Here is a 22,003-nt window from a genome sequence, read left to right on the forward strand (position 1 = left end):
CGGCTGACACTCAGGAAATGAAAAAGCCCCTCGCACAGGAGGGGACGCCGCGCCGATTCCGACCACGATTCGTCAGTGGTTCGGGACTGATCAGCGCGGCTCGCTAAGCAGAAGGCGTACGGCACGCATGGCGTCAGGGTACCGCAGCGCCCGCGCGGGCCGCGACGAGCTTTCGGTGCCGCCCGGCACTCCGTGCCACCCGCTCCGAGCACCGAAAAAGCTGAACAAAGTTCAAATCTTACTTCGCGTAACGGACACCAGGGGACAACACAAAGACCTCATTGCCCTTTGGTAACAACGCAATAACTCAAACCTCGAACTCGCCCGTATCTCTCGACCTAGAGTGCGGCTTCGGGACCGCTTCCCCGAACCCTTGGGAGTAACCCTCCATGAACCCTCGTCGCAACAACAGCTCGCTTCCCCGAGCGGGCCGTTCGGCCTACGGGGCGGCCAGTGCTGCCGCCCTTCTCCTCATCCCCGTGGTCGTCCTGGTGGGAGGCAATGGAGTCCGTGACTTCCTGAACTTCGGTGCCGGCGTGCTGTCGCTGGTCGCTCTGTCGTGCTCGGTGATCTGGGGCCTCGTCGCCACCGACCGGATCTTCCTGAACACCCGCCAGCGGCTGGTCGCACAGGCCGTGCACCGGACCACCGCCGTCTCCTCCGTCGCCTTCCTGCTGCTGCACATCACGGTCAAGCTGGCGCTCGACCACACCACCCTGCTCGCCGCTCTCGTCCCCTTCGGCCTCGGCGTCACCGGCACGGCCGGCCTCATCGGCTTCGGCTCGCTGGCCGCGCTGCTCATGGTCTTCACCGCGATCACCGGTGCGCTGCGCAGCGCCTTCGCCTCCCCGGCACCGATCGCGGCCCGCTGGCGCGCGGTGCACATGCTGGCCTACCCCGCCTGGTGCGCAGCGCTGATCCACGGGCTCTACGCGGGTCGACAGGCGAAGCCGATCTTCACCATCCTCTACAGCCTGTGCCTCGTCGCCGTCATGGGCGCGCTGGCCCTGCGGGCGGCGCCCGCACCCGTCAAGCGCAAGGTCGCGGCCCGCGTCCTGACGCTCATGGGCAACAACAACGGCCCCGGCGCCCGCGACTTCCGCGAGGACCTCGACGCGTCCCGCGCGGCCAACGCGGAGGCCCCGCTGCCCGGCTTCTCGGCGCGCTCCGCCCGGCCGCCCGTGGGCGGCAACTTCGTCCCCTCCCAGCGCACGGACTCCCCCTCCGCGCCGTACGAGACCGCCGCGGACCCCAACGCGACGAACGCGGGCACGAACGGATTCGCCGCGGCCTACCGGGCCGTGTCCACCCCCGGCGGCGACGGCTCCGGGGTCGGCGGGACGCAACAGTTCCAGATGCCGCTCGCCATGCAGCCGACCGAGATGTTCCCCCGCGTCGACACCGGCAGCACGTCGGGCAGTTGGCCCATCCCCTCGCCGCCCCCCGTCGGTGAGGCCCCGCAGTCGGCGTACGACCCGCTGGCCGACACCGGATACAACATCCCGGTCTATGACAATCCGGCCGTCGACGCGTACGGCATGAGTGACGTGTACGACACCGGTGAGTCGAACGCCGCTTATCGCACGTACAACACCAATGACACGTACGACAGCGGTCCCACGCCTGACGTACCGCCGGGCGCCTTCGACGCTCCTGGCTCCGGTGAATCATGGAACGCCCCTTCCGGAGGCTTTAAGTGAACGAGGCCCTGCCCGACGTCCCGGAGGTCCGCGTCGTCGGACTTCCGCAGCTCACGTCGGGTTTCGACCTGGTTGAACGTCTTGATCTGCCCATGCACCTGAAGGTGCACGGTCCGCTCGAACCGATGGGCGGCGAACAGCTCGCGGGACTCGCCGAGGCGATCTCCCTGAAGGGGCGCGGCGGCGCCGGCTTCCCCTTCGCCAAGAAACTGCGCTCGGTCGCCGAATCGGCCATCAAGAAGGGCATCCGCCCGGTGGTCGTCGTCAACGGAAGCGAGGACGAACCGGCCTGCCGCAAGGACACGGTGCTCATCAACCGTGCCCCGCACCTCATCCTGGACGGCGCCCTGCTGGCCGCGGAGGCCATGGGGGCGCGCACGCTCGTGATCGGTGTGACCCGCGAGTCGACACAGCGCTCCATGGAGGCCGCGCTGGCCGAGCGTGGCCTGAGCAACCGGCGCGGGTCGCCGCTGCGCGCACGCGTGCAGCGCAACCCGGTCCGGATGGTGACCGGGGCCGCCGCCTCACTGGTCCGGTCGATCGACGGCGGGCCGGCCATCCCGCCGGGCCGCAAGATCAGCGCGTCCCAGAGCGGCGTGGGCGGTGCGCCCACCCTGCTGTCGAACGCGGAGACGTTCGCCCAGCTGGCCATCGCCGCCCGCATCGGCCCCGACCGCTACCGCAACACGGGCCTGTACGACGAGCCCGGCACCGTCATGCTCACCGTCTCGGGCGCGGTCGCGCGCCCCATGGTGATCGAGGTCCCCACGGGCGTGCCGCTGCGGTACGTCCTCCAGTTGGCCGGCGCCCCGCCGATGCCGCAGGGCGTGCTGACCGGCGGCTACCACGGCAAGTGGCTGGACGCCGCGGCGGTCAACGAGGCGATCGTCTCGCGCGACAACCTGGCCGCGGTGGGCGGCGCGCTCGGCGCCGGCGCGATCATGCCGATCACCCAGCAGACCTGCCCCCTCGGCGAATCGCTGCGGGTGGCCCAGTGGCTGGCCGAGGAGAGCGCGGGACAGTGCGGCCCCTGCTATCTCGGCCTGCCGGCCGCGGCCCGCGGCCTGGAGGACATCCTCAACGGCGGTGGCCCCGCGGCCCTGGAGGCCGTGAAGCAGGTCGCCAAGTCCGTGAAGAGGCGCGGCGCGTGCTCCCACCCGGACGGCTCGGCGATGTTCATCGAGTCGACCCTCAAGGCGTTCACGGACGACCTGGCCGCCCATGTCCTCGGAAACGGCTGCGGACGGCCCGTGGAGGGCGTTCTGCCGCTCTTCGAGGGCGGCAGGGAGCCGACGGGCATCCCGGGCGGCCAGGGCGAGCCGGACACGGGCGCCAGCCGCCAGAAGATCTTCGTCGACTGGACGCTGTGCCGCGGGCACGGGCTGTGCGCCGACATCCTCCCCGAGGTCTTCGAACTGGGCGCCGACGGCTTCCCGACGGTCGCGCAGGCCGCCGTGCCGCGCTACGCCGAGGCGAAGGCCCTGCGGGCGGTACGACGCTGTCCGGCGCTCGCCCTGCGCCTGGAGGAGGACACCCGGTCCGCCGCGCCGGCACGCAACAACCTGCCCGTGCTCTCCCAGGGGCGCGGCCGCCGCGCGCTGGGCAGCGGCCGATGAGCACGCGAGGACGCTGAATCGGGAACCGGACGCGGACTCCGAACACGGACGCCGAACACGAAGAAGCGGGCCACCCGATCCGGGTGGCCCGCTTTCAACTGCTGTGGAGCTAAGGAGAATTGAACTCCTGACCTCCTGCATGCCATGCAGGCGCTCTACCAACTGAGCTATAGCCCCTCGCGACCAGCGGTGAAACCGCTTCTCGGTCGTTCCGCCCGGTTTCCCCGGCGGCGACGCCAACATTACACGGTCCCCCTGGGGAACCACCAAATCGTTTCCCGTACGCTCCGATTGAGGCCATATGTCGGATTCGGTGACCGGGGTCGAGCACTCCCCGGTCAGGCCGTGGCGAACGAGTAGAACCGCTTGAGGGTGCAGTGCTCGTCGAGGAGCCGCCCGTAGATCGGCTCGCCCTCCAGCTCCCGATACGTCTCGATCGGGTCGCCTTTTATGATCAGCGCCCGCGCGCACTCCTCGCACCAGTACTGGTAGTCGTGGTTGACCGGCTCCATGTCGCGGACGATCGGCGTACCACTGCCGCACCAATCGCACTTCCGCCTGTGTGCACCCATCGATCAGCTCCAGCTGTGGCCGCAGGCCGTGCACACGTAGGAGATCCCGCCGTTGTCGCCGAGAACCTGGGCGATGTGGAGCGATCCGCAGGACGGGCAGTCGAGGAGGGTGGCTGGCTTCCGGGTCAGTACCGCTTCGGGGAGATCGTCGACCTCCTCGAGGATGCTGGCAGGCATCGGTTCTCCCTCCCGTCGGGCCGCGCCCCCTTCCGGCCGTTTGATTCTGCCACGGCAGCGGCAATACGGTCAGCGACGCCTTCGTACCAGTCCGGACACGGCACCCGGCGCGGCCGTCACGGCCCGCGCATACGTGCATGCCAGGAGGGTGCCCGCAGAGATATACGCCCGGCGGCGCCAACCGACTCAAGCGAAGAACAACGAAAAATCCCGCCCCCTGTCGGGGACGGGATCTTCACAAGCGATCATCGACTCTTCGAGAACTCGAAAGGGAGTCGATCTGTGGAGCTAAGGAGAATTGAACTCCTGACCTCCTGCATGCCATGCAGGCGCTCTACCAACTGAGCTATAGCCCCTTGCGTTCTTCCCGCCCTGCGGGCCGAACAAGAAGAACTTTAGCCTGCGACCAGCCGGAAAGTGAAATCCGGTCCGTCCGGGCCCGGGGGACCGGACGGAGGCCTTCTCGAGCACCGCTCAGTCGTCGTCGCCGAGCACCGGTTCGGGCAGTGTGCCGGCGTTGTGCTCCAGGAGCCGCCAGCCGCGGGCGCCCTCGCCGAGGACGGACCAGCAGCAGTTGGACAGCCCGCCGAGGCTCTCCCAGTGCTGGGACTCCAGGCCGAGCAGACGGCCGATGGTGGTGCGGATCGTGCCACCGTGGCTGACCACGACGAGCGTGCCGTCGTCGGGGAGCTTCTCCGCGTGCCGCAGCACCACGGGGGCGGCGCGGTCGGCGACCTCGCTCTCCAGCTCGCCCCCGCCGCGGCGGACCGCCTCACCGCGCTTCCACGCGGCGTACTCCTCGCCGTGGCGGGCGATGATCTCCTCGTGCGTCAGGCCCTGCCAGACGCCCGCGTAGGTCTCCCGCAGGCCCTCGTCGTGCGTGACCTCGAGACCGGTCAGCGCGGCCAGCTCGGCGGCCGTGTTCGCGGCCCGCTGGAGATCCGAGGCGACGATGGCGTCCGGCTTCAGCGAGGCGAGCAGCCGGGCGGCACGCCTGGCCTGCCCGACACCCGTCTCGGTCAGCGCGACGTCCGTGGTGCCCTGGAACCGGCGCTCCACGTTCCACGAGGTCTGGCCGTGCCTCCAGAGGATGAGGCGGCGGCCACGGCCCGGCCTGCCGCCGCTCTCCGCGCCCGGCCTCTTCTCGGCCCCACCGGTCACCGCAGCTCCTCCAGTTCGGCGGAGTCCTCCTCGGCCTGGAACTTGGCGTGCTCGGCACCCTTGCCGCGGGTCGCCTTAGCCTCCTCGGGGAGGTCCAGCTCGGGGCAGTCCTTCCACAGGCGCTCGAGGGCGTAGAAGACACGCTCCTCGCTGTGCTGGACGTGCACCACGATGTCGACGTAGTCGAGCAGGACCCAGCGGGCCTCGCGGTCGCCCTCGCGGCGCACCGGCTTGACGCCGAGCTCCTTGCTCAGGCGCTCCTCGATCTCGTCGACGATCGACTTGACCTGGCGGTCGTTCGGGGCGGACGCCAGCAGGAAGGCGTCGGTGATCGAGAGCACATCGCTCACGTCGTAGGCGATGATGTCGTGCGCGAGCTTGTCTGCGGCCGCCTGCGCGGCGGTCTTGATGAGCTCGATGGAGCGGTCCGTGGCGGTCACTACGCGGCTTTCCGTCGGCGGTCAGTAATGACTCAAGGGTCTCACGGACCGCCGAGGACCCCCCACGCGTTTCGCCGGCCACGCCCCGGGCGGCCCCGGGGCGTGGTGCCGGTCACCCCTTGGGGGTGGTGTCGATCTTGTAGTCCTGGCCGAGGACGACCGAGACGTCGGCGTTGTTGGTGACCGTGCCCTTCTTGACCGTGCCGGTCGGCAGCCCCAGCGTCTTGGCGACCTCCACGGCGTCGCCCTTCTTGGCCGCGTCGCCGTAGGTGATCTGCGACACGCTCTGGGCCGCGCCGGCGGAACCGGCGCCCAGGTAGGTGTAGCCGCCGTTGACCAGGACGACGCGGGCCTGTCCGGTGGCCGCCTTGTCGCCGGTGGCGTTCTTGATGCCGACGCGGACCGCGGCGTCGGCGTCCGGGCTCTTGGCCGTACCGCCGAGGATGTCCTTGATCACGCTGTTGGAGGCGCTCTCGCCGAGGGTGCCGTCCTGCTGCACCGGGAGCAGCGCGGTCTTGTAGTCGCCGCCCTTGGCGAGGTCGGCGAGCTTGGCGAGGAAGGCGCCGAGGTCCTGGTCCGTCAGGGACGGGTCGAGGATCTGGGCCAGCGTCTGCACGGTGGTCGTCGCGGCCTGCTTGTCGGAGGACAGCTTGCGCAGTACTCCCTGCATGACCTGGCCGAACCGTTCCAGCTGTGCGTTCTGCGCCTCGCCGGGGGCGCGGTAGGTGGCGTAGGCGACGGCCATCTTGCCGCTGAGGGTCTGGTCCGCGCCCTTCTTGACGAGCGGCGCCTCACCCTTCTTCTTGGCCTCGGGGTCCGGCACATCGGTGTTGGTGGTGATGTCGACGTTGCCGACGAGTTCGACGAGGTTGTTGAGGTAGGGGGTGTCGAGCCGCCAGGTGCCCTGGATGTTGGTGCCGAGCACGGTGTCGACCGCGTCCCGCGTCCCGGACGAGCCGTCGCCGTCGACGGACTTGGCGAGCGTGGTCGTCGAGCCGTCGTCGTCCGTCAGGGCCAGGGAGTTGGGCAGCAGGACGGTGGTGCCCTGCCGGGTGGTGGTGTTGTCGACGAGCAGCGCCGTGGAGGTGCCGCCGCCCTTGGTGTTGTGCAGGTGGACGACGATCACGTCGCGCTTCTGGGCGGTGACGGCCGTGGTGGTCCCCGGCTTGCTGTCCGAGGAGGTCCCGGGCAGCTTGCCCGCGTACCAGAGGTAGCCGGCGCCGCCGACCACGACGAGGGCGAGGACCACGACCAGCGCGACGACCCGGCCGCGCGCGCGGCGCCTGGCCTCCTCGCGGCGCTCGGTGCGGTTCTCGGTGAACTTCAGCCAGTCGATGACGTCCTCGGACTCGGCTTCCGGTTCCTCGACGAAGGCGAACTGCTCGGTGCGGTAGTCCCGGTCGGCGCGATTCGGGCTGTCGTCGTCCTCCTGGGGCCCGGCCTGCTGCGGGATGTACGCGGTCTGCTCGGCGACCCGGGGCTGCTGACCGGTGCCCGCGCCCTGCCGGCCGTAGGGGTCGTACGTGGTCCCGGCGGGCCCGCCGGCGCCGGGCGCGCCGGTGCCGTGGGCGTCGTAGGAGCCGTACGGCGGGGCGCTCGGCTGCCGGCCGGTGTCATAGGGCGACACGGTGGGCTGCTGACCGGTGTCGTACGGGGACGCCGTGGGCTGCTGACCGGTGTCGTACGGGGACGCCGTGGGCTGCCGGCCGGTGTCGTAGGGGGGCGCCGGTTGCTGTCGGCCCGTGTCGTAGGGCTGGACGGGCTCCTGGGTGCCCGTCGCGTACGGGTCGTAGCCGTAGCCCTGCTGCTGGGCGCCGTAGCCGTCGTACCCCTGGGCAGGCTGCTGAGGCACCTGCCGGTACACGGGTTGCCCGAACTCGTCGTAGCCGACGAGTTCGTACGGTTCGCCGCCCGCGTATCCGTCGTATCGGTCGTTCACCGGGTGCCCCTCTCGGCTCACTAGCCGCGGTACAGCTCACGCTTGTCGATGTAGCGCACCACACCGTCCGGCACCAGGTACCAGACGGGATCGCCCTTGGCGACTCTCGCACGGCAGTCTGTGGACGAGATGGCGAGCGCGGGAACCTCGACGAGCGAGACACCGCCCTCCGGGAGCCCCGGGTCGGTCAGGGTGTGGCCGGGCCGGGTGACCCCGATGAAGTGCGCGAGGGAGAACAGCTCTTCGGTGTAGCGCCAGGTGAGGATCTGGCCGAGCGCGTCGGCGCCGGTGATGAAGAAGAGGTCCGCGTCGGGGTTGAGCGAGCGCAGGTCGCGCAGGGTGTCCGTGGTGTAGGTCGGACCGCCGCGGTCGATGTCGATGCGGCTCACCGAGAACTGCGGGTTCTCGGCGGTCGCGATGACCGTCATCAGATAACGGTCCTCGGCCGGGGTGACCTTGCGGTCGGTCTTCTGCCACGGCTGGCCGGTCGGCACGAACACGACCTGGTCGAGGTGGAACTGGGCGGCGACCTCGCTGGCCGCCACCAGGTGACCGTGGTGGATCGGGTCGAACGTGCCGCCCATGACGCCGAGGCGGCGCTTGCCCGGATTGGAGGGGCCGCCCTTGGGGCCGGCCGTCAGCCGCTTCGCCGCGCTGCCGGCCGTGCCGCTCGCGCCGCCCGTGGCGACGCCGCCGGCGCCGCTGCCCGTGTCACTCGCCGGACCGGTAGGCATGTCCTGCTCTCCCATGCGTGCAGACCCTACCGGCCCGGCCGACGGGCTCCGGCCGACAGGGGCCCCCGAACGGGGCCGGTGGGGCTCAGCGGTCGCGGTTGAAGCGCGTGGTGATCCACAGCAGCAGGAGCAGGATGACCAGGGCGCCGCCGCCGGTCAGGTACGGGCTGAGGCTTTCGTGGTTGCCGCCGTTCTCGCCCTCGGCGGCGACGGTGACCAACTGGGCGGCGGTGCTGTGGAAGCTCATCTCGGCAGACCTATCCGATGAGGGTCCCCCCGCTCGAGCGAAGTCGAGTGTGGGGAGGGCGGGATAAAGACGTCGGCTCATCGTATGCGGGCGCCCCGGCCGCGAACACGCCGACTCCGCCGTTGGGGACGCCGGTTGCCGTGACACGCCCCCGCCGGGAGCGGCCGCCGCCCCGTACCGGGTCAGTCCTCGCGCTTGTACCCGCGCAGCAGGAACCAGGCGGCGAACACCACGCCGATGACCATGACGACGAGCACGACGCGGAGCAGATCGCCCGGGCCCTGCTTGTCCGCCGCGTGCGCGGCCTCCGTGAGCCAGCCGGCTGCGGGAATGTGCTCCATGTCGTACGACTCCTTCGCTGTACTGCCCGTCCACGGTATCTCCGCCTAGGCTGGGGCCTGCCTCGGGGGCACATAAGGCACTCAGACGCACATGGGGGATCACATGTCCGACGGCCACGAGCGGAACGGGCACGAGAAGGTGCCGAGCAGGCAGCGCAGGCGCTTCGAGGGGATCTCCTCGCGGGCGTACGAACACCCGGCGGACCGCTCGGCCCTGGTGGCCCTGCGCCGGCTGAGCGGCTTCGACACGGTCTTCAAGGCGCTCAGCGGTCTGCTGCCCGAGCGGAGTCTGCGGCTGCTGTTCCTGTCGGACTCGGTGCGGGTCTCGGACGCCCAGTTCGCGCACCTCAACGACATGCTGCGGGACGCCTGTTACATCCTGGACCTGGAGAAGGTCCCGCCGATGTACGTGAACCAGGACCCGCAGCCGAACGCGATGTGCATCGGTCTGGACGACCCGATCATCGTGGTGACGACCGGACTCGTCGAGCTGCTGGACGAGGAGGAGATGCGGGCGGTCGTCGGCCACGAGGTCGGCCACGCGCTGTCCGGTCACGCCGTCTACCGGACGATCCTGCTGTTCCTCACCAGCCTCGCGGTCCGGGTCGCCTGGATCCCGCTGGGCAACCTCGCGATCATGACGATCGTGACCGCGCTGCGCGAGTGGTTCCGCAAGTCGGAGCTGTCCGCGGACCGCGCGGGCCTCCTGGTCGGCCAGGACCTGCGGGCCTCGATGCGCGGCCTGATGAAGATCGCGGGCGGCAACCACCTGCACGAGATGAACGTGGACGCGTTCCTCGCGCAGGCCGAGGAGTACGAGTCGGCGGGCGACCTGCGCGACTCCGTGCTCAAGATCCTGAACGTGCTGCCCCGTACGCACCCCTTCACCGCGGTCCGCGCGGCCGAGCTGAAGAAGTGGGCGGAGTCCCGCGACCACCAGCGGATCATGGACGGCCACTACCCGCGGCGCGACGAGGACAAGGACACCTCGGTGTCGGACTCCTTCCGGCAGTCGGCGGCCAGCTACGCCACCGACATGAAGAACTCCAAGGACCCGCTGATGAAGCTGGTCAGCGACATCGCGGGCGGCGCGGGCGACCTCGGCGGCCGGGTCCGGCGCGGCTTCGGCGGCTTCGCGGGCGGCGGCGGCACGGACACCGCGGCCGGCAAGGACACCGGCGGCGGCAAGGCCGGCGGAGCCGCGGACGCGCCGCGGGAGGGCCACCCGGACGACGAGGGCACCGACGGCCGCGGCTGACCCGTCCCCCCGCCCGGCGGGCGGTCTTCCCGGCTACAGCTTCGGCTGCGCGCTCCTGGCCAGGGTCCCGCACAGGGCCGTGGCGCTTCCTGTGGCGTACGGGTCGGTGCCGGCGGGGCCGCCCGCCCTGGCCGTCTGGCCCGCGAGCAGCGGGTGCAGCCGGCTCACCGAGTCGTCGGAGCAGGTGAGCGGGCCGGCCTGGACGTACGACACCGCCAGTTCGGCCTGGTGCATGCGCAGGTCGTCGCGGTCGAAGCGGAAGTGCAGCTCGCGCCGGACGGTGAACAGGGAGGCCTTGGCCTTGGCGTCCCCGCCGGCCGGCCTGAGCGCGTAGACGAAGGTGTGGTCGGCGATGACCTCCAGGGTGTTCGCGTCGAACTCCGCGGCCTGGAGGGTGCCCTGAACCCGGATCCGCTGGTCGGCGAGCCGGGCCCGGGTCGCGTCGAAGCGGACCAGCCAGCCCGTCGGGGCGTGCCGGCCGTCGGCCATGGGGTGCTCGAAGCTCTGGTCGAACTGGTCGAGCTGGCGTGGGTCGAGCAGGATCCGCACGGGCCGGGTGGCGCCTCCGGTCAGGACGCTCGGGTCGAGGGCGGACTCGACCAGGTAGTCCTTGGCGGTGGTCAGGGCGCTGACGACCTGGCTGTCGGAGAAGTGCGCGGTACGCCGGGACGCGGGCAGTGTGATGCCGTCGGCGCCGATGCGGAACTGGGCGGCCGGGCTGTCGGCGTACAGCTTCTCGGGGTCCGTGGAGCCGGGCACCCGGGTCTGCGGGGCGAGTGGGATCACGGTCATCCGCAGCGGTTCGGCCGGCTGGGTGGTGGGGGTCTGGTACGGGTGGCGCACGCCCATGTAGATGGCGGTGCCGAAGGCGATGGCGATCAGCAGGACGAGGACCAGTGCCTGCCGGGACAGCCCGCGTCGCAGGGGTGGCCGGCGGCGTACGGCCGGGCTGTGGTCGGCCATGCGCTCCTGGGCGGAGAACTCCTGGAGGCGGGCAGCACGGACGAACGACTCGTCGAAGACGACGGATCGGTATTCGTCCTCTCCACCGGTGGGGGCGCCCTCGGGTGTCCCCTCAGGTGGGTCTCCAGGCCCGCCCATACCTTCAGAGTAGGTCTCCGGGAGCCTCGGTAAACGCTGCGGTGTGCGACAAGTTCTGACAGGTTCTCACCAGGACGGCCACGCTGTTCGAGGGATCGTCGCGGCTCTGCCGGGCAGCTCGCGGTCAGGGGGTTCGCGGCACCGCCGAGACGGCCGGCTGGGAGTAGTCGGCCGAGGCGGAGGGTGCGGTGCCGGTGACCTTCTCGCGGCCCTGTTCGAGGCCGGTGGAGGCGGGCGAGGGGATCTGTTCGTCGTGGGCGCCGGAAGCACCCCGGTAGACCGCGGTGAAGGCGAGGGCGACCATGCCGATGCCCATGACGAGGGCGAGGATCCAGGCGACGGGACGATGCCAGCGCGCGTGCTTGCCGTAGAGGCGGCCGTACGTCCCCGGTGCGCCGTAGCGGCCTTCGAGGAGGTCGGTGTCGTCGAGGTCGTCCAGGTCGGGATCGTGGCCGAAATCGTGGTCGTCCGGCCCGAAGCCGTCCTCGTAGTCGTCGGAGCGGACGCCGCGGGCGTGCGCCCTGCGCGCCTCGGCCTCGGACGCCTCCGCGCGGGCCTGCGCCGCGGAGAGCAGTCTCTCCACGGCGGTCGGCTCGTGGATCACCGCCGCCCGGACGAAGTCCTCGTCGAAGACCACGGAGGCGAACTCTTCGTCCGCACCCCCGCGGTCACGGTTGTCGTCGGGCTCCCAGCCGTCAGGGAACGGCGTGCCCCCCACGTCCTCCGGCACGGATCCAGAGTAGACCTGGGGGGTCAATTTGGGCAGACGGTACGGAAATTCATCCACCTGCCGAGACACGCCGCACGCGGCCGGCGGACGCCGCACCACCCGTCGCACGCCCCGTGCGCCCCCGTGAGCCCGTGCGCTCGCCCCAGGGGCCCCGGATGCCCCTGCGGTCCCGTGGGCGCCGCGGTGCCGGCGGCTCAGCGGCGGATGTGGCCGTCGCCGGTGACGATGTACTTCGTGCTCGTCAGCTCCGGCAGCCCCATGGGACCCCGCGCGTGCAGCTTCTGCGTGGAGATGCCGATCTCGGCGCCGAAGCCGAACTGGCCGCCGTCGGTGAACCGGGTCGAGGCGTTCACCGCGACCGTCGTGGAGTCGACCAGCTGGGTGAAGCGGCGGGCCGCCTGCTGGGAGTTGGTGACGATGGCCTCGGTGTGGCCGGAGCTCCACAGCCGGATGTGCGTCACGGCCCGGTCGAGGGAGTCGACGACGGCGGCGGCGATGTCGTAGGACAGGTACTCGGTGTCCCAGTCCTCGGCGGTGGCCTCGACGACGGTGGCCCGGGAGTCCTTGGCGTACGCGAGGACCCGCTCGTCCGCGTGCACGGTGACCCCGGCGTCCGCGAGGGCGTCGAGGGCGCGCGGCAGGAACTCGGCGGCGATGTCCTGGTGGACCAGGAGGGTCTCGGCGGAGTTGCAGACGCTGGGTCGCTGGGCCTTGGAGTTGATGAGGATGTCGACGGCCATGTCGATGTCGGCCTGGGCGTCGACGTAGACGTGGCAGTTGCCGGTGCCGGTCTCGATGACCGGCACGGTGGACTCCTGGACGACCGTGCGGATCAGGGACGCGCCGCCGCGCGGGATGAGGACGTCGACCAGGCCGCGGGCGCGCATCAGCTCGCGGACCGACTCGCGGCCCTCGCCGGGCACGAGCTGGATGGCGTCGGCGGGCAGTCCGGCGCCGCCCACCGCGTCGCGCAGGACCCGCACGAGGGCGGTGTTCGACTCGTAGGCGGAGGAGGAGCCGCGCAGCAGGACCGCGTTGCCGGACTTCAGGCAGAGGGCGGCCGCGTCGACGGTCACGTTCGGGCGGGCCTCGTAGATGATGCCGACGACGCCGAGCGGGACGCGGACCTGGCGCAGGTCGATGCCGTTCGGGAGGGTCGAGCCGCGGACGACCTCGCCGACCGGGTCGGGCAGGGCCACGACGTCGCGCACGTCGGAGGCGATGGCGCGCACCCGCTCGGGGGTCAGCGTGAGCCGGTCGATGACGGTCTCGCTGGTGCCGGCCTCGCGGGCCTTGGCGATGTCCTTGGCGTTGGCGGCGACGATCTCGCTCGTACGGACCTCGAGCGCGTCCGCGATCGCGAGCAGCGCGTCGTCCTTCTCGGACCGCGGCAGGGGCGCCAGGTCGGCGGCGGCGGACTTCGCGCGGTAGGCGGCCTGGGTGACCGGGGACATCGAGTCGTACGGCGAGAGCGTGGTCATGAGGGAAGCGTAGTGCGCGCGGCGGGACGGTTCAGCGGTTGTCCCACACCCCGAGACAGGCTCAAAAGGGGTGAACTCCGACGGGGGTCGCGGGCAGCGGTCCGTACCCCTCGGCGATGCGCTGGTGGTAGGTCTCGCGGTCGATGACCTCCAGGCCGACGATCTCCCAGGGCGGGAGCTTGGCGGTCTGCCGGTGCTCGCCCCACAGGCGCAGCGCGACCGCCGCCGCGTCGTGCAGGTCGCGGGCCTCCTCCCAGTAGCGGATCTCCGCGTGGTCGTTGGCGTACCGGCTGGTCAGCAGGAAGGGGTGGTCGTGCGCGAGCTGTTCGAGACCGCGCCTGACCTCGGTCAACGGCGCCTCGCCGCCCGAGACGCTCAGCGTGACGTGCCACAGCCGGGGCTGCTCGGCGGGCTGCTCGGCCTCGTAGGTGTCACCGGCAGCGACGCTCGTGAGGGCTCTCTCCTCGCCCGCCGCACGGGAGCCGGGACCACCGCGGGACGCCGCCGCCCCAGGGCGTACTCGTCTCACGACGGCCTCCTTAACCCGATGGTCGTACCGAATCCCGGACTCTCCCTGTCACAAAGTTGAGCAGGTGAGAAGCCGTCGTGTGGCGGTTTTACGGAACGTCCCCCGGTGGGGGCGGCGGAATCAGCCGTTTACGGGTGTAGCGGACAGTTGATGCGGGAGACGGCCGCGAACGCCGGGGCGGGTGACTCAGGGGTTGAGCAGGGCGAGGTCGTCGCGGTGGACGACCTCACGCTCGTAGGCGGGCCCCAGTTCCCGTGCTAGCTCCCGGGTGGAGCGGCCGATCAGCTGGGGGATCTCCTTGGCGTCGAAGTTGACCAGCCCCCGCGCGACGGCCCGGCCGGTGCTGTCGCGCAGTTCGACCGGGTCCCCGGCGGTGAACTCGCCCTCGACGGAGGCGATGCCCGCGGGCAGCAGCGACTTGCGCCCCTGGACGACCGCGCGGACGGCGCCGTCGTCGAGGGTGAGCGCGCCCTGCGGCGTGGAGGCGTGCTGGAGCCAGAGCAGCCGGTCGGCGGAGCGTTTGCCGGTGGCGTGGAAGTAGGTGCCCGTGTCCCGGCCGGCGAGGGCGTCCGCCGCGTGGACGGCACTGGTCAGCACCACCGGGATGCCGGCGGCGGCGGCGATCCCGGCGGCCTCGACCTTGGTGGCCATGCCGCCGGTGCCGACGCCGGCCTTGCCCGCGCTGCCGGTCTCGACGCCCGCGAGGTCGGCGGGGCCGCGGACCTCGGCGATCCGGGAGGTGCCGGGCCGGCTGGGGTCCCCGTCGTAGACGCCGTCGACGTCGGAGAGGAGGACGAGCAGGTCGGCGTGGACGAGATGGGCGACGAGGGCGGCGAGGCGGTCGTTGTCGCCGAAGCGGATCTCGTCCGTGGCGACGGTGTCGTTCTCGTTGACGACCGGGAGGGCGCCCATCGCGAGCAGCTTGTCGAGGGTGCGCGAGGCGTTGCGGTGGTGCGAGCGGCGGCTGGTGTCGTCGGAGGTGAGGAGCACCTGTCCGACGCGGATGCCGTAGCGGGCGCAGGAGGCCGTGTAGCGGGCCACCAGGAGACCCTGGCCGACGCTGGCGGCGGCCTGCTGGCGGGCGAGGTCCTTGGGGCGGCGGCGCAGCCCGAGCGGCGCGAGTCCGGCGGCGATGGCTCCGGAGGAGACAAGGACGATCTCGCGCGTGCCGCCGCCGTGCGCCTTGGCGAGGACGTCCACGAGGGCGTCGACCCGGTCCGCGTCGAGGCCGCCGGAGGCGGTGGTGAGCGACGAGGAGCCCACCTTGACGACGATCCTGTGGGCCTCGGCCACGCCCGCCCGCACCGTATTCCTTGCCGCTGACACGCCATCCCCAATGTTCCGACCAGCCCGGTGTCTGCAATCTACGCGAGCGGGCCTCCCCCACGGTTCCCCGTTCCGACGGGCGGACGCCCACGGTCCCGGGACGGCGACGGAGCGTGGTCGCCGGAGCCCTCCGACGGAGGGATGCGGGGTGCGGCCGGGGTCTGCGGGCGCGGGGGTTCCGAGGCGTGCCGGGCGGGGGTCTCGGGGTGCTGTCGACCTGAGTTCTCGGGGCTGCCGGAGTCCCCGCCCACCCGCGCCCGGCCTGCCGGCACACGGCCCGCTGAGGGCTCACTCACAGAGTCTCCGGGCATTATGTGCCCTATGCAGTGATTGTTCCCACGGAAGATTGCTAGCCGGGTCTTCAGGTCATACGGTCAGTCGTCGGCCCTCTGTTGGTGACAGCTCGGCCGCACGATCCCCCATCCGCTGCATCCCCCTCGCAGGAGCCCAGCCCGTGCCCTCCGCAGGCCTCGCCCCCCGTCGCATCGTGCAGCTTTCGGCGCTGCTCGCGATGTTCGCCTTCCTCACGGCCCAGATCGTCTCCGCACTGCTGCCGAACGTCCCGGTGTTCGTCGCCGCGAGCGCCGCGGGTCTCCTTCTGGACGTGTATCTGCAGTACCGCGACCCCGGTCTGCTCTCGCTGCTCGGCAAGGTGCGCTTCGACGTCACCGTCCGCCAGCTGCTGCGCGACATGCTGATCATGGTGGGGCTGCTGCGGATCGACGGCATCAACCCGACGCACGAGCAGGCGCCCCTGCTGATCGCGATATGCGTCCTCTACGCCCTGCACTTCGCCTGCCACGCCGTGTCCGTCCTGGTGCGCCGCAGCCGCACGCTGCCGATCGTCACCCGCAACATCGACGCCTCCGCGCTGCGTCTGACCGCCGCGCCGCCGCGCATCCTGGCCCGCCGCCAGGGCCACCGGCTGCTGGCGCTCTCCGTCCCGGCGACGGCCGGCCTGCTCGTCACCGCCGCCACCACGAACGCCCTCTGGGGCGGCATCGGTGAGGGTGTCGCCGTGGCGCTGGCCCTCGGCGGCATCGTCCACCTCGGCACCTGGCTGCTTCCCAAGAAGCGCGCCGGGAACGAGGCGAAGGTCATGGAGTGGCTCGACGCGTGGCTGGCGGAGTACCAGCCCACCGTGGCCATGTACTTCTCGGGCGGCACCACGTCCGCCTACCAGGCGAACATGTGGCTCTCGACGCTCTCGCAGATCGACGCGCGGCCGCTGATCGTGCTGCGTGAGCGCTTCATGGTGCAGAAGATCGACGCGACCGACGTCCCGATCATCTGCTTCCCCAAGGTCTCCACGATGTTCTCGCTGGAGAACTCGACGCTCAAGATGATGCTGCACCCGGCCAACGCCGCGAAGACCTCCCAGGTGCTGCGCATACCCACGATCAAGCACGCGTTCATCAACCACGGCGAGAGCGACAAGCTGTCCTCCTGCAACCCGTACGCCAAGGCGTACGACGAGGTGTGGGTCGCCGGTCCCGCCGCCCGTGAGCGGTACGCGCTCGCCGAGGTAGGCGTCGAGGACAAGAACATCGTCGAGGTGGGCCGGCCGCAGCTGACGCCGATACGCCTCTTCTCCGGCCCGCCCACGGGCACGTACACGACCGTCCTCTACGCCCCCACCTGGGAGGGCTGGGACGGCAACCCGGGCAACACCTCGGTGGTGCTGGCCGGCGAGAACATCGTGCGCCACCTGCTCGCCGACGAGGGCGTGCGCCTGCTGTACAAGCCGCACCCGATGACCGGCTCCGTCGACCCGCGCGCCGGTGCGGCGAACGACCGCATCATGGCGATGATCCGCGAGGCCAACACCCGGCGTTCCGGCGCCCGCCCCGGCCCGGAGGCCGCCGCCGAACTGGCGCGCCGCACGGCCGAGTTGGACACTCTGACCTCGACCGCCTTCCGCACGAGCGCGGACGAGATGGAGCGCATGCTGCTGCAGGGCGCGCCGCGCGGCGACCGCGAGGCGGAGATCGCCCGGGCCACGACGGCGTGGGAGTCCGCCTTCTGGGCGTCCTTCCCGGCGTGGGAGCACCAGATCGTCACGGGCCCGCGTCCGGCGATCTTCACCTGCTTCAACGAGGCCGACCTGCTGATCAGCGACGTCTCCTCGGTCGTCTCGGACTGGCTGTCCAGCGAGAAGCCGTACGCGGTCGCCAACACCTCGGGCATGCCGGAGTCGGCCTTCCGCGCCGGGTTCCCGACGGTGTCCGCGGGCGCGATCCTCTCGCCCGCAGCCGACGGCGTCCCGGCCCTCCTGGACGCGGTCCGTCACCCGGAGCGGGACGAGTTCACGGCGGCCCGCGCCGAGCTCAAGGAGCACCTCCTGGGCCCCTCGGACCCGCCGTCGCTGGCCCGCTTCGACGCGGCGATCGCGGAGCTGTGCACGAAGGCGGACGAGCGCCGGGTGCGGATGACCGCCCGTCTCGCCGCGGAGATCCCCTCGCAGCGCGGGGCGGCCGAGGACTCCGCGCACGAGTCCGAGCAGGGTCTCGGCCCTGACGCGGACTCCTCGGACAGCGAGGACAACGGCGCCGAGGACTCGGTCAACGCGTGACGCGCGGCCGCTGAGCAGCACTCGGCGGAGCACAACTGGGCTGAGCCGAACCGAACTGGGCTGAGCCGAAGAGAGGGCCGGCGACTCACACGAGTCGCCGGCCCTCTCGCCGTACGGTCCCGGCCCCGGTCGCTGTACGGTCCCGGCCCCGGACTCCCCCGGGCGGCACAGCAATGCGGGCCCGGCCTCCGGAGAGGTCGGGCCCGCATCACTGGACTGGTCCGGCTAGAACGGCTCGAAGTCGTCGTACTCCTGCTCCGACTCGTCCCGCTCGGCCTGCTTGTCCCGGCGACGCTGGGCGGAGGGGCGCGGAGCCTCGAAGCGGTGGTCCTCACCGCGGCGGCCCAGCATCTCGGCACCGGCCATGACGGTCGGCTCCCAGTCGAAGACGACCGCGTTGTCCTCGGGGCCGATCGCGACGCCGTCGCCGGAGCGGGCGCCCGCCTTCATCAGCTTCTCCTCGACGCCGAGACGGGCGAGCCGGTCGGCGAGGTAGCCGACGGCCTCGTCGTTGTTGAAGTCGGTCTGGCGCACCCAGCGTTCGGGCTTCTCGCCACGCACGCGGTAGAGACCGTCCTCCTCCTGCGCGACGGTGAAGCCGGCGTCGTCGACCGCCTTCGGGCGGATGACGATGCGGGTCGCCTCCTCCTTGGGCTTGGCGGCACGCGACTGGCCGACCACCTCGGCGAGGGCGAAGGACAGCTCCCGCAGGCCCGTGTGGGCGACCGCGGAGACCTCGAAGACGCGGTAGCCGCGGGCCTCCAGCTCGGGGCGCACCATCTCGGCCAGGTCCTTGCCGTCCGGCACGTCGATCTTGTTGAGGACGACCATGCGGGGCCGCTTGTCCAGGCCGCCGTACTGCGTCAGCTCCTCCTCGATGATGTCGAGGTCGGAGATCGGGTCGCGCTCGGACTCCAGGGTGGCCGTGTCCAGGACGTGGACGAGGACGCTGCACCGCTCGACGTGGCGCAGGAACTCCAGGCCGAGGCCCTTGCCCTGGCTGGCGCCGGGGATGAGGCCGGGGACGTCCGCGATGGTGTAGACGGTCTCGCCCGCGGTCACGACGCCCAGGTTCGGGACGAGGGTCGTGAAGGGGTAGTCCGCGATCTTCGGCTTGGCGGCGGACAGAACGGAGATGAGCGAGGACTTGCCGGCGCTCGGGTAGCCGACGAGGGCCACGTCGGCGACGGTCTTGAGCTCCAGGACGATGTCCAGGAATCCACCGGGCACACCGAGCAGCGCGAAACCGGGCGCCTTGCGGCGGGCCGAGGAGAGGGCAGCGTTGCCGAGGCCGCCGCGGCCGCCTTCGGCCGCGACGAACGAGGTGCCGTGTCCGACGAGGTCCGCGAGGACGTTGCCCTCCTTGTCGAGGACGACCGTGCCGTCCGGCACCGGCAGGACCAGGTCCTGGCCGTCCTTGCCGGAGCGGTTGCCGCCCTCGCCGGGCTTGCCGCTGGTGGCCTTGCGGTGCGGCGAGTGGTGATAGTCGAGCAGCGTGGTGACGGACTGGTCGACGACCAGGATCACGTCACCGCCACGGCCGCCGTTGCCGCCGTCCGGGCCGCCGAGCGGCTTGAACTTCTCCCGGTGTACGGAGGCACAGCCGTGCCCTCCGCTACCCGCGGCGACATGCAGCTCGACGCGGTCCACGAAGGTGGTCATGTGGGGTGCCTCCAGCACTTCGGTACTTCTTGTACGTACGGAATGTCTCTTACGTAACACGCGAAAGGCGGACCCTCTTCCCGTGGGGGAAGTGAGGTCCGCCTCGCGAAGAACTCTGTTCTACGGAGCCTGGGCCCCGAGGCATGGGGTCCGTCCGCGGGGGACGGATCAGCCTCGACGGGACTGGATCAGGCGACCGGAACGATGTTCACGACCTTGCGGCCGCGGTGCGTGCCGAACTCGACCGCACCGGCGGTCAGCGCGAACAGCGTGTCGTCCTTGCCACGGCCGACGCTGACGCCGGGGTGGAAGTGGGTGCCACGCTGGCGGACCAGGATCTCACCGGCGTTGACGGTCTGACCGCCGAAGCGCTTCACACCGAGCCGCTGAGCGTTGGAGTCGCGACCGTTCCGAGTGGACGATGCGCCCTTCTTGTGTGCCATGTCTCAGTCCCTACCCTTACTTCGCAGCCGCGGGGATCTCAGTGACCTTGATCGCCGTGTACTGCTGGCGGTGGCCCTGACGACGGCGGTAGCCGGTCTTGTTCTTGTAGCGAAGGATGTCGATCTTGACGCCCTTGTGGTGATCCACGATCTCGGCCTGGACCTTGATGCCGGCCAGGACCCAGGGGTCGCTCGTCACGGCTTCGCCGTCGACAACGAGCAGGGTCGAGAGCTCGACCGTGTCGCCAACCTTGGCAGTGGAAATCTTGTCAACCTCAACGATGTCGCCGACAGCAACCTTGTGCTGGCGACCACCGCTGCGCACGATGGCGTACACGCGGATCTCTCTCTCGCTCGGAACCGAACCCCCGCAGTCCAGCCGCCGGCGGGTGCGAGCGGCCTCTACCAGGGCTCGAAACGCGTGAGAACGCGCCTGGTCCCGGGAGGAATGAGGTTTACGGGGATGTGGCGTGTCTATGGACACGCCGACGGTCCAGGTTACGAGACCCTCCCCACCGGGGTCAAACCGGGTCCGGCTCAGCCGGAGACGGCCGCGACGTAGTCGGCGTAGGCCTCCCGGATGCGGTCCGGCGACAGGTCCAGGTGCTCCAGGACGGTGAACCGGCCGGGCCTGGTGCGGGGCGCGAACTCCACGGCCCGAACGAACTCCTCGACGTCGAAGCCGATCTCCGCCGCGACGACGGGCAGCCCGTGCCGGTGGAGGGTGTCCGCCATCAGCCGGGATCCGGCGCGGTCGCCCCGCAGGTGCGTGGCGAAGGCCGCGCCGATCCCCACCTGCTCGCCGTGGGCCGCCGCACGCCGGGGATACAGCAGGTCGAGCGCGTGGCTGATCTCGTGGCAGGCACCCGAGGCGGGCCGGGTGTGGCCGGCGATCGACATGGCGATGCCCGACAGCACCAGCCCCTCCGACAGCACGGTCAGGAACCCGTTGTCGCCGACACCGCCGGGGTGGCGGAGCACGGCCTCGCCCGCCTGGCGTGCCATCGCGGCGGCCAGGCCGTCGATCTTCTCGCCGTTGACCCGGTTGGCCAGCTCCCAGTCCGCGACCGCCGAGATGTTGGACACCGCGTCGCCGATGCCGGACCGGACGAACCGGATCGGCGCCTCACGGATCACGTCGAGGTCGACGACCACCGCGATGGGAGTCGGCACACCGTAGGAGCCGCGGCCCGCGTCGTTGTCCAGGATGGACACCGGCGAACAGATGCCGTCGTGCGCGAGGTTGGTGGCGACGGCGACCAGCGGAAGGCCGATGCGCGCGGCGGAGTACTTGGCGCAGTCGATGACCTTGCCGCCGCCCAGCCCGACGACGGCGTCGTGGTGGCCCGACTTCATCGCGTCGGCCAGTCGCACGGCGTCGTCTATGGTGCCGCCGCCGACCTCGTACCAGGTGGCTCCCGGCAGGGCCGGCGTCAGCCGCTCACGGAGCTTCGCACCCGACCCGGCACTGACCGCGACGGCGATCTTCCCCGAGTGCGAGATCCGCTCGTCGAACAGGACGCTCGCCAGATCGTCCAGCGCACCCGGACGGATGTCGACCACGACCGGTGAGGGGATCAGCCTCGTCAGTACCGGCACGCGAGCACCCGCCCCTCGGCCGGCTTCGGCGGAGTGTCGGTGGAGGAACGCGGACGCCGTCCGGCGCCGTCCGCCGGCACGAGACCTGTCATCGCGATGCTCTCCTTGCTCCGGACAGTCCGCCGCGGCGCACAGGGCCGTACGCGCCGGAACGCGGCTGTCCGTGTCTGTGGGACATCTCGGGGACATCCGTGGGAACGCGGCGCGGGCCCGGCAGGGTGAGCCGGGCCCGCAACCCAGCCGAGCCAGTCCAGGTCGGCCACCGTGTCGCGGCCGTGGGCGCCGGCCACATGCCCCGCCGTCAGGACGACGCCCGGCCCGAGCCCGTACGACGCGCCCCACACGGCCGCGTTCGGGACCAGCGCGAGGCAGAGC

Annotated in this window: 21 protein-coding genes and 2 tRNA genes; 4 read left to right on the top strand and 19 right to left on the bottom strand. The window is 71.1% G+C overall.

The window, feature by feature from the left end; all coding sequences use genetic code 11:
• The first annotated feature begins 389 nt into the window (after positions 1 to 389).
• On the top strand, positions 390 to 1,700 hold the full coding sequence (locus AB0C62_RS15165; RefSeq protein WP_362973154.1) for a cytochrome b/b6 domain-containing protein: 1,311 nt from the start codon (positions 390 to 392) through the stop codon (positions 1,698 to 1,700).
• Entirely contained in the window at positions 1,697 to 3,316 is a 1,620-nt protein-coding gene (locus AB0C62_RS15170) for an NADH-ubiquinone oxidoreductase-F iron-sulfur binding region domain-containing protein (protein ID WP_362973155.1), read from the top strand. Before AB0C62_RS15165 ends, AB0C62_RS15170 begins: the two co-directional genes overlap by 4 nt.
• A gap of 104 nt (positions 3,317 to 3,420) precedes the next feature.
• Here the strand turns inward: AB0C62_RS15170 and AB0C62_RS15175 are convergent.
• The 10 genes from AB0C62_RS15175 to AB0C62_RS15220 all read right to left on the bottom strand — a co-directional run bounded on the left by AB0C62_RS15175 (position 3,421) and on the right by AB0C62_RS15220 (position 8,927).
• Positions 3,421 to 3,493: transfer RNA gene (locus AB0C62_RS15175), tRNA-Ala, on the bottom strand.
• A 161-nt stretch (positions 3,494 to 3,654) separates the two neighbouring features.
• Positions 3,655 to 3,888 carry a hypothetical protein gene (locus tag AB0C62_RS15180; RefSeq protein WP_010986886.1) on the bottom strand — a complete coding sequence of 78 codons (234 nt, stop codon included), beginning with the start codon at positions 3,886 to 3,888 and terminating at the stop codon, positions 3,655 to 3,657.
• A gap of 3 nt (positions 3,889 to 3,891) precedes the next feature.
• Complete coding sequence (locus AB0C62_RS15185) at positions 3,892 to 4,065, bottom strand: hypothetical protein (RefSeq protein WP_362973157.1); 174 nt, start codon at positions 4,063 to 4,065, stop codon at positions 3,892 to 3,894.
• Positions 4,066 to 4,348: 283 nt separating this feature from the next.
• Positions 4,349 to 4,421: transfer RNA gene (locus AB0C62_RS15190), tRNA-Ala, on the bottom strand.
• Between the two features lie 118 nt (positions 4,422 to 4,539).
• Positions 4,540 to 5,226, bottom strand: a complete 687-nt coding sequence (locus AB0C62_RS15195) for a histidine phosphatase family protein (RefSeq protein ID WP_081217236.1) — start codon at positions 5,224 to 5,226, stop codon at positions 4,540 to 4,542.
• Positions 5,223 to 5,666 carry a ribosome silencing factor gene (rsfS, locus tag AB0C62_RS15200; protein WP_081217237.1) on the bottom strand — a complete coding sequence of 148 codons (444 nt, stop codon included), beginning with the start codon at positions 5,664 to 5,666 and terminating at the stop codon, positions 5,223 to 5,225. The genes AB0C62_RS15195 and rsfS overlap by 4 nt, the downstream gene beginning before the upstream one ends.
• Positions 5,667 to 5,778: 112 nt before the next feature.
• Positions 5,779 to 7,605, bottom strand: coding sequence for a LytR C-terminal domain-containing protein (locus AB0C62_RS15205; RefSeq protein ID WP_362973159.1), 1,827 nt, complete (start codon positions 7,603 to 7,605; stop codon positions 5,779 to 5,781).
• A 20-nt stretch (positions 7,606 to 7,625) separates the two neighbouring features.
• Positions 7,626 to 8,354 (bottom strand): nicotinate-nucleotide adenylyltransferase, encoded by a 729-nt coding sequence (nadD, locus tag AB0C62_RS15210; protein ID WP_362973161.1) that lies wholly within the window; start codon positions 8,352 to 8,354, stop codon positions 7,626 to 7,628.
• Between the two features lie 70 nt (positions 8,355 to 8,424).
• Entirely contained in the window at positions 8,425 to 8,586 is a 162-nt protein-coding gene (locus tag AB0C62_RS15215; RefSeq protein ID WP_179165234.1) for a hypothetical protein, read from the bottom strand.
• Positions 8,587 to 8,768: 182 nt separating this feature from the next.
• On the bottom strand, positions 8,769 to 8,927 hold the full coding sequence (locus AB0C62_RS15220; RefSeq protein ID WP_362973163.1) for a hypothetical protein: 159 nt from the start codon (positions 8,925 to 8,927) through the stop codon (positions 8,769 to 8,771).
• A gap of 103 nt (positions 8,928 to 9,030) precedes the next feature.
• Between AB0C62_RS15220 and AB0C62_RS15225 the strand changes: the two genes are divergently transcribed.
• Positions 9,031 to 10,185: a M48 family metallopeptidase gene (locus AB0C62_RS15225; protein ID WP_362973165.1), complete on the top strand. Its 1,155-nt coding sequence runs from the start codon at positions 9,031 to 9,033 to the stop codon at positions 10,183 to 10,185.
• 33 nt (positions 10,186 to 10,218) lie between these two features.
• Here AB0C62_RS15225 and AB0C62_RS15230 read toward each other — a convergent pair whose 3' ends face one another.
• From AB0C62_RS15230 to proB, 5 genes are all read right to left on the bottom strand, one after another.
• Positions 10,219 to 11,286 (bottom strand): hypothetical protein, encoded by a 1,068-nt coding sequence (locus AB0C62_RS15230; protein ID WP_362973167.1) that lies wholly within the window; start codon positions 11,284 to 11,286, stop codon positions 10,219 to 10,221.
• Between the two features lie 124 nt (positions 11,287 to 11,410).
• Positions 11,411 to 12,043, bottom strand: coding sequence for a hypothetical protein (locus tag AB0C62_RS15235; RefSeq protein WP_362973168.1), 633 nt, complete (start codon positions 12,041 to 12,043; stop codon positions 11,411 to 11,413).
• 167 nt (positions 12,044 to 12,210) lie between these two features.
• Entirely contained in the window at positions 12,211 to 13,497 is a 1,287-nt protein-coding gene (locus AB0C62_RS15240; RefSeq protein WP_362973170.1) for a glutamate-5-semialdehyde dehydrogenase, read from the bottom strand.
• Between the two features lie 61 nt (positions 13,498 to 13,558).
• The gene (locus tag AB0C62_RS15245) at positions 13,559 to 14,026 is read right to left on the bottom strand and encodes a hypothetical protein (protein WP_362973172.1); all 468 of its coding nucleotides are present in this window, start codon (positions 14,024 to 14,026) and stop codon (positions 13,559 to 13,561) included.
• Positions 14,027 to 14,212: 186 nt separating this feature from the next.
• On the bottom strand, positions 14,213 to 15,319 hold the full coding sequence (gene proB, locus AB0C62_RS15250) for a glutamate 5-kinase (RefSeq protein WP_362973174.1): 1,107 nt from the start codon (positions 15,317 to 15,319) through the stop codon (positions 14,213 to 14,215).
• Positions 15,320 to 15,806: 487 nt separating this feature from the next.
• Here proB and AB0C62_RS15255 point away from each other — a divergent pair, with 487 nt between their 5' ends.
• Complete coding sequence (locus AB0C62_RS15255) at positions 15,807 to 17,924, top strand: hypothetical protein (protein ID WP_362973176.1); 2,118 nt, start codon at positions 15,807 to 15,809, stop codon at positions 17,922 to 17,924.
• A gap of 225 nt (positions 17,925 to 18,149) precedes the next feature.
• Here AB0C62_RS15255 and obgE read toward each other — a convergent pair whose 3' ends face one another.
• The 4 genes from obgE to AB0C62_RS15275 all read right to left on the bottom strand — a co-directional run bounded on the left by obgE (position 18,150) and on the right by AB0C62_RS15275 (position 21,628).
• The gene (obgE, locus tag AB0C62_RS15260) at positions 18,150 to 19,586 is read right to left on the bottom strand and encodes a GTPase ObgE (RefSeq protein ID WP_362973178.1); all 1,437 of its coding nucleotides are present in this window, start codon (positions 19,584 to 19,586) and stop codon (positions 18,150 to 18,152) included.
• 188 nt (positions 19,587 to 19,774) lie between these two features.
• Entirely contained in the window at positions 19,775 to 20,029 is a 255-nt protein-coding gene (gene rpmA / locus AB0C62_RS15265; RefSeq protein WP_339129322.1) for a 50S ribosomal protein L27, read from the bottom strand.
• Positions 20,030 to 20,045: 16 nt separating this feature from the next.
• Positions 20,046 to 20,366, bottom strand: a complete 321-nt coding sequence (gene rplU / locus AB0C62_RS15270; RefSeq protein WP_081221565.1) for a 50S ribosomal protein L21 — start codon at positions 20,364 to 20,366, stop codon at positions 20,046 to 20,048.
• A 200-nt stretch (positions 20,367 to 20,566) separates the two neighbouring features.
• The gene (locus AB0C62_RS15275; RefSeq protein WP_362973181.1) at positions 20,567 to 21,628 is read right to left on the bottom strand and encodes an iron-containing alcohol dehydrogenase family protein; all 1,062 of its coding nucleotides are present in this window, start codon (positions 21,626 to 21,628) and stop codon (positions 20,567 to 20,569) included.
• Positions 21,629 to 22,003 lie beyond the last annotated feature (375 nt).

Source organism: Streptomyces sp. NPDC048643 (assembly GCF_040650615.1).
Lineage (GTDB): Bacteria > Actinomycetota > Actinomycetes > Streptomycetales > Streptomycetaceae > Streptomyces.

Bases quoted from the DNA above. Each gene is read 5' to 3' on its own strand.
- AB0C62_RS15215 (WP_179165234.1), bottom strand. From the start codon at position 8,586: ATGAGCTTCCACAGCACCGCCGCCCAGTTGGTCACCGTCGCCGCCGAG.
- nadD (WP_362973161.1), bottom strand. From the start codon at position 8,354: ATGGGAGAGCAGGACATGCCTACCGGTCCGGCGAGTGACACGGGCAGC.
- AB0C62_RS15220 (WP_362973163.1), bottom strand. From the start codon at position 8,927: ATGGAGCACATTCCCGCAGCCGGCTGGCTCACGGAGGCCGCGCACGCG.
- obgE (WP_362973178.1), bottom strand. From the start codon at position 19,586: ATGACCACCTTCGTGGACCGCGTCGAGCTGCATGTCGCCGCGGGTAGC.
- AB0C62_RS15165 (WP_362973154.1), top strand. From the start codon at position 390: ATGAACCCTCGTCGCAACAACAGCTCGCTTCCCCGAGCGGGCCGTTCG.
- AB0C62_RS15230 (WP_362973167.1), bottom strand. From the start codon at position 11,286: ATGGGCGGGCCTGGAGACCCACCTGAGGGGACACCCGAGGGCGCCCCC.
- rpmA (WP_339129322.1), bottom strand. From the start codon at position 20,029: ATGGCACACAAGAAGGGCGCATCGTCCACTCGGAACGGTCGCGACTCC.
- AB0C62_RS15225 (WP_362973165.1), top strand. From the start codon at position 9,031: ATGTCCGACGGCCACGAGCGGAACGGGCACGAGAAGGTGCCGAGCAGG.
- AB0C62_RS15185 (WP_362973157.1), bottom strand. From the start codon at position 4,065: ATGCCTGCCAGCATCCTCGAGGAGGTCGACGATCTCCCCGAAGCGGTA.
- AB0C62_RS15180 (WP_010986886.1), bottom strand. From the start codon at position 3,888: ATGGGTGCACACAGGCGGAAGTGCGATTGGTGCGGCAGTGGTACGCCG.
- AB0C62_RS15240 (WP_362973170.1), bottom strand. From the start codon at position 13,497: ATGACCACGCTCTCGCCGTACGACTCGATGTCCCCGGTCACCCAGGCC.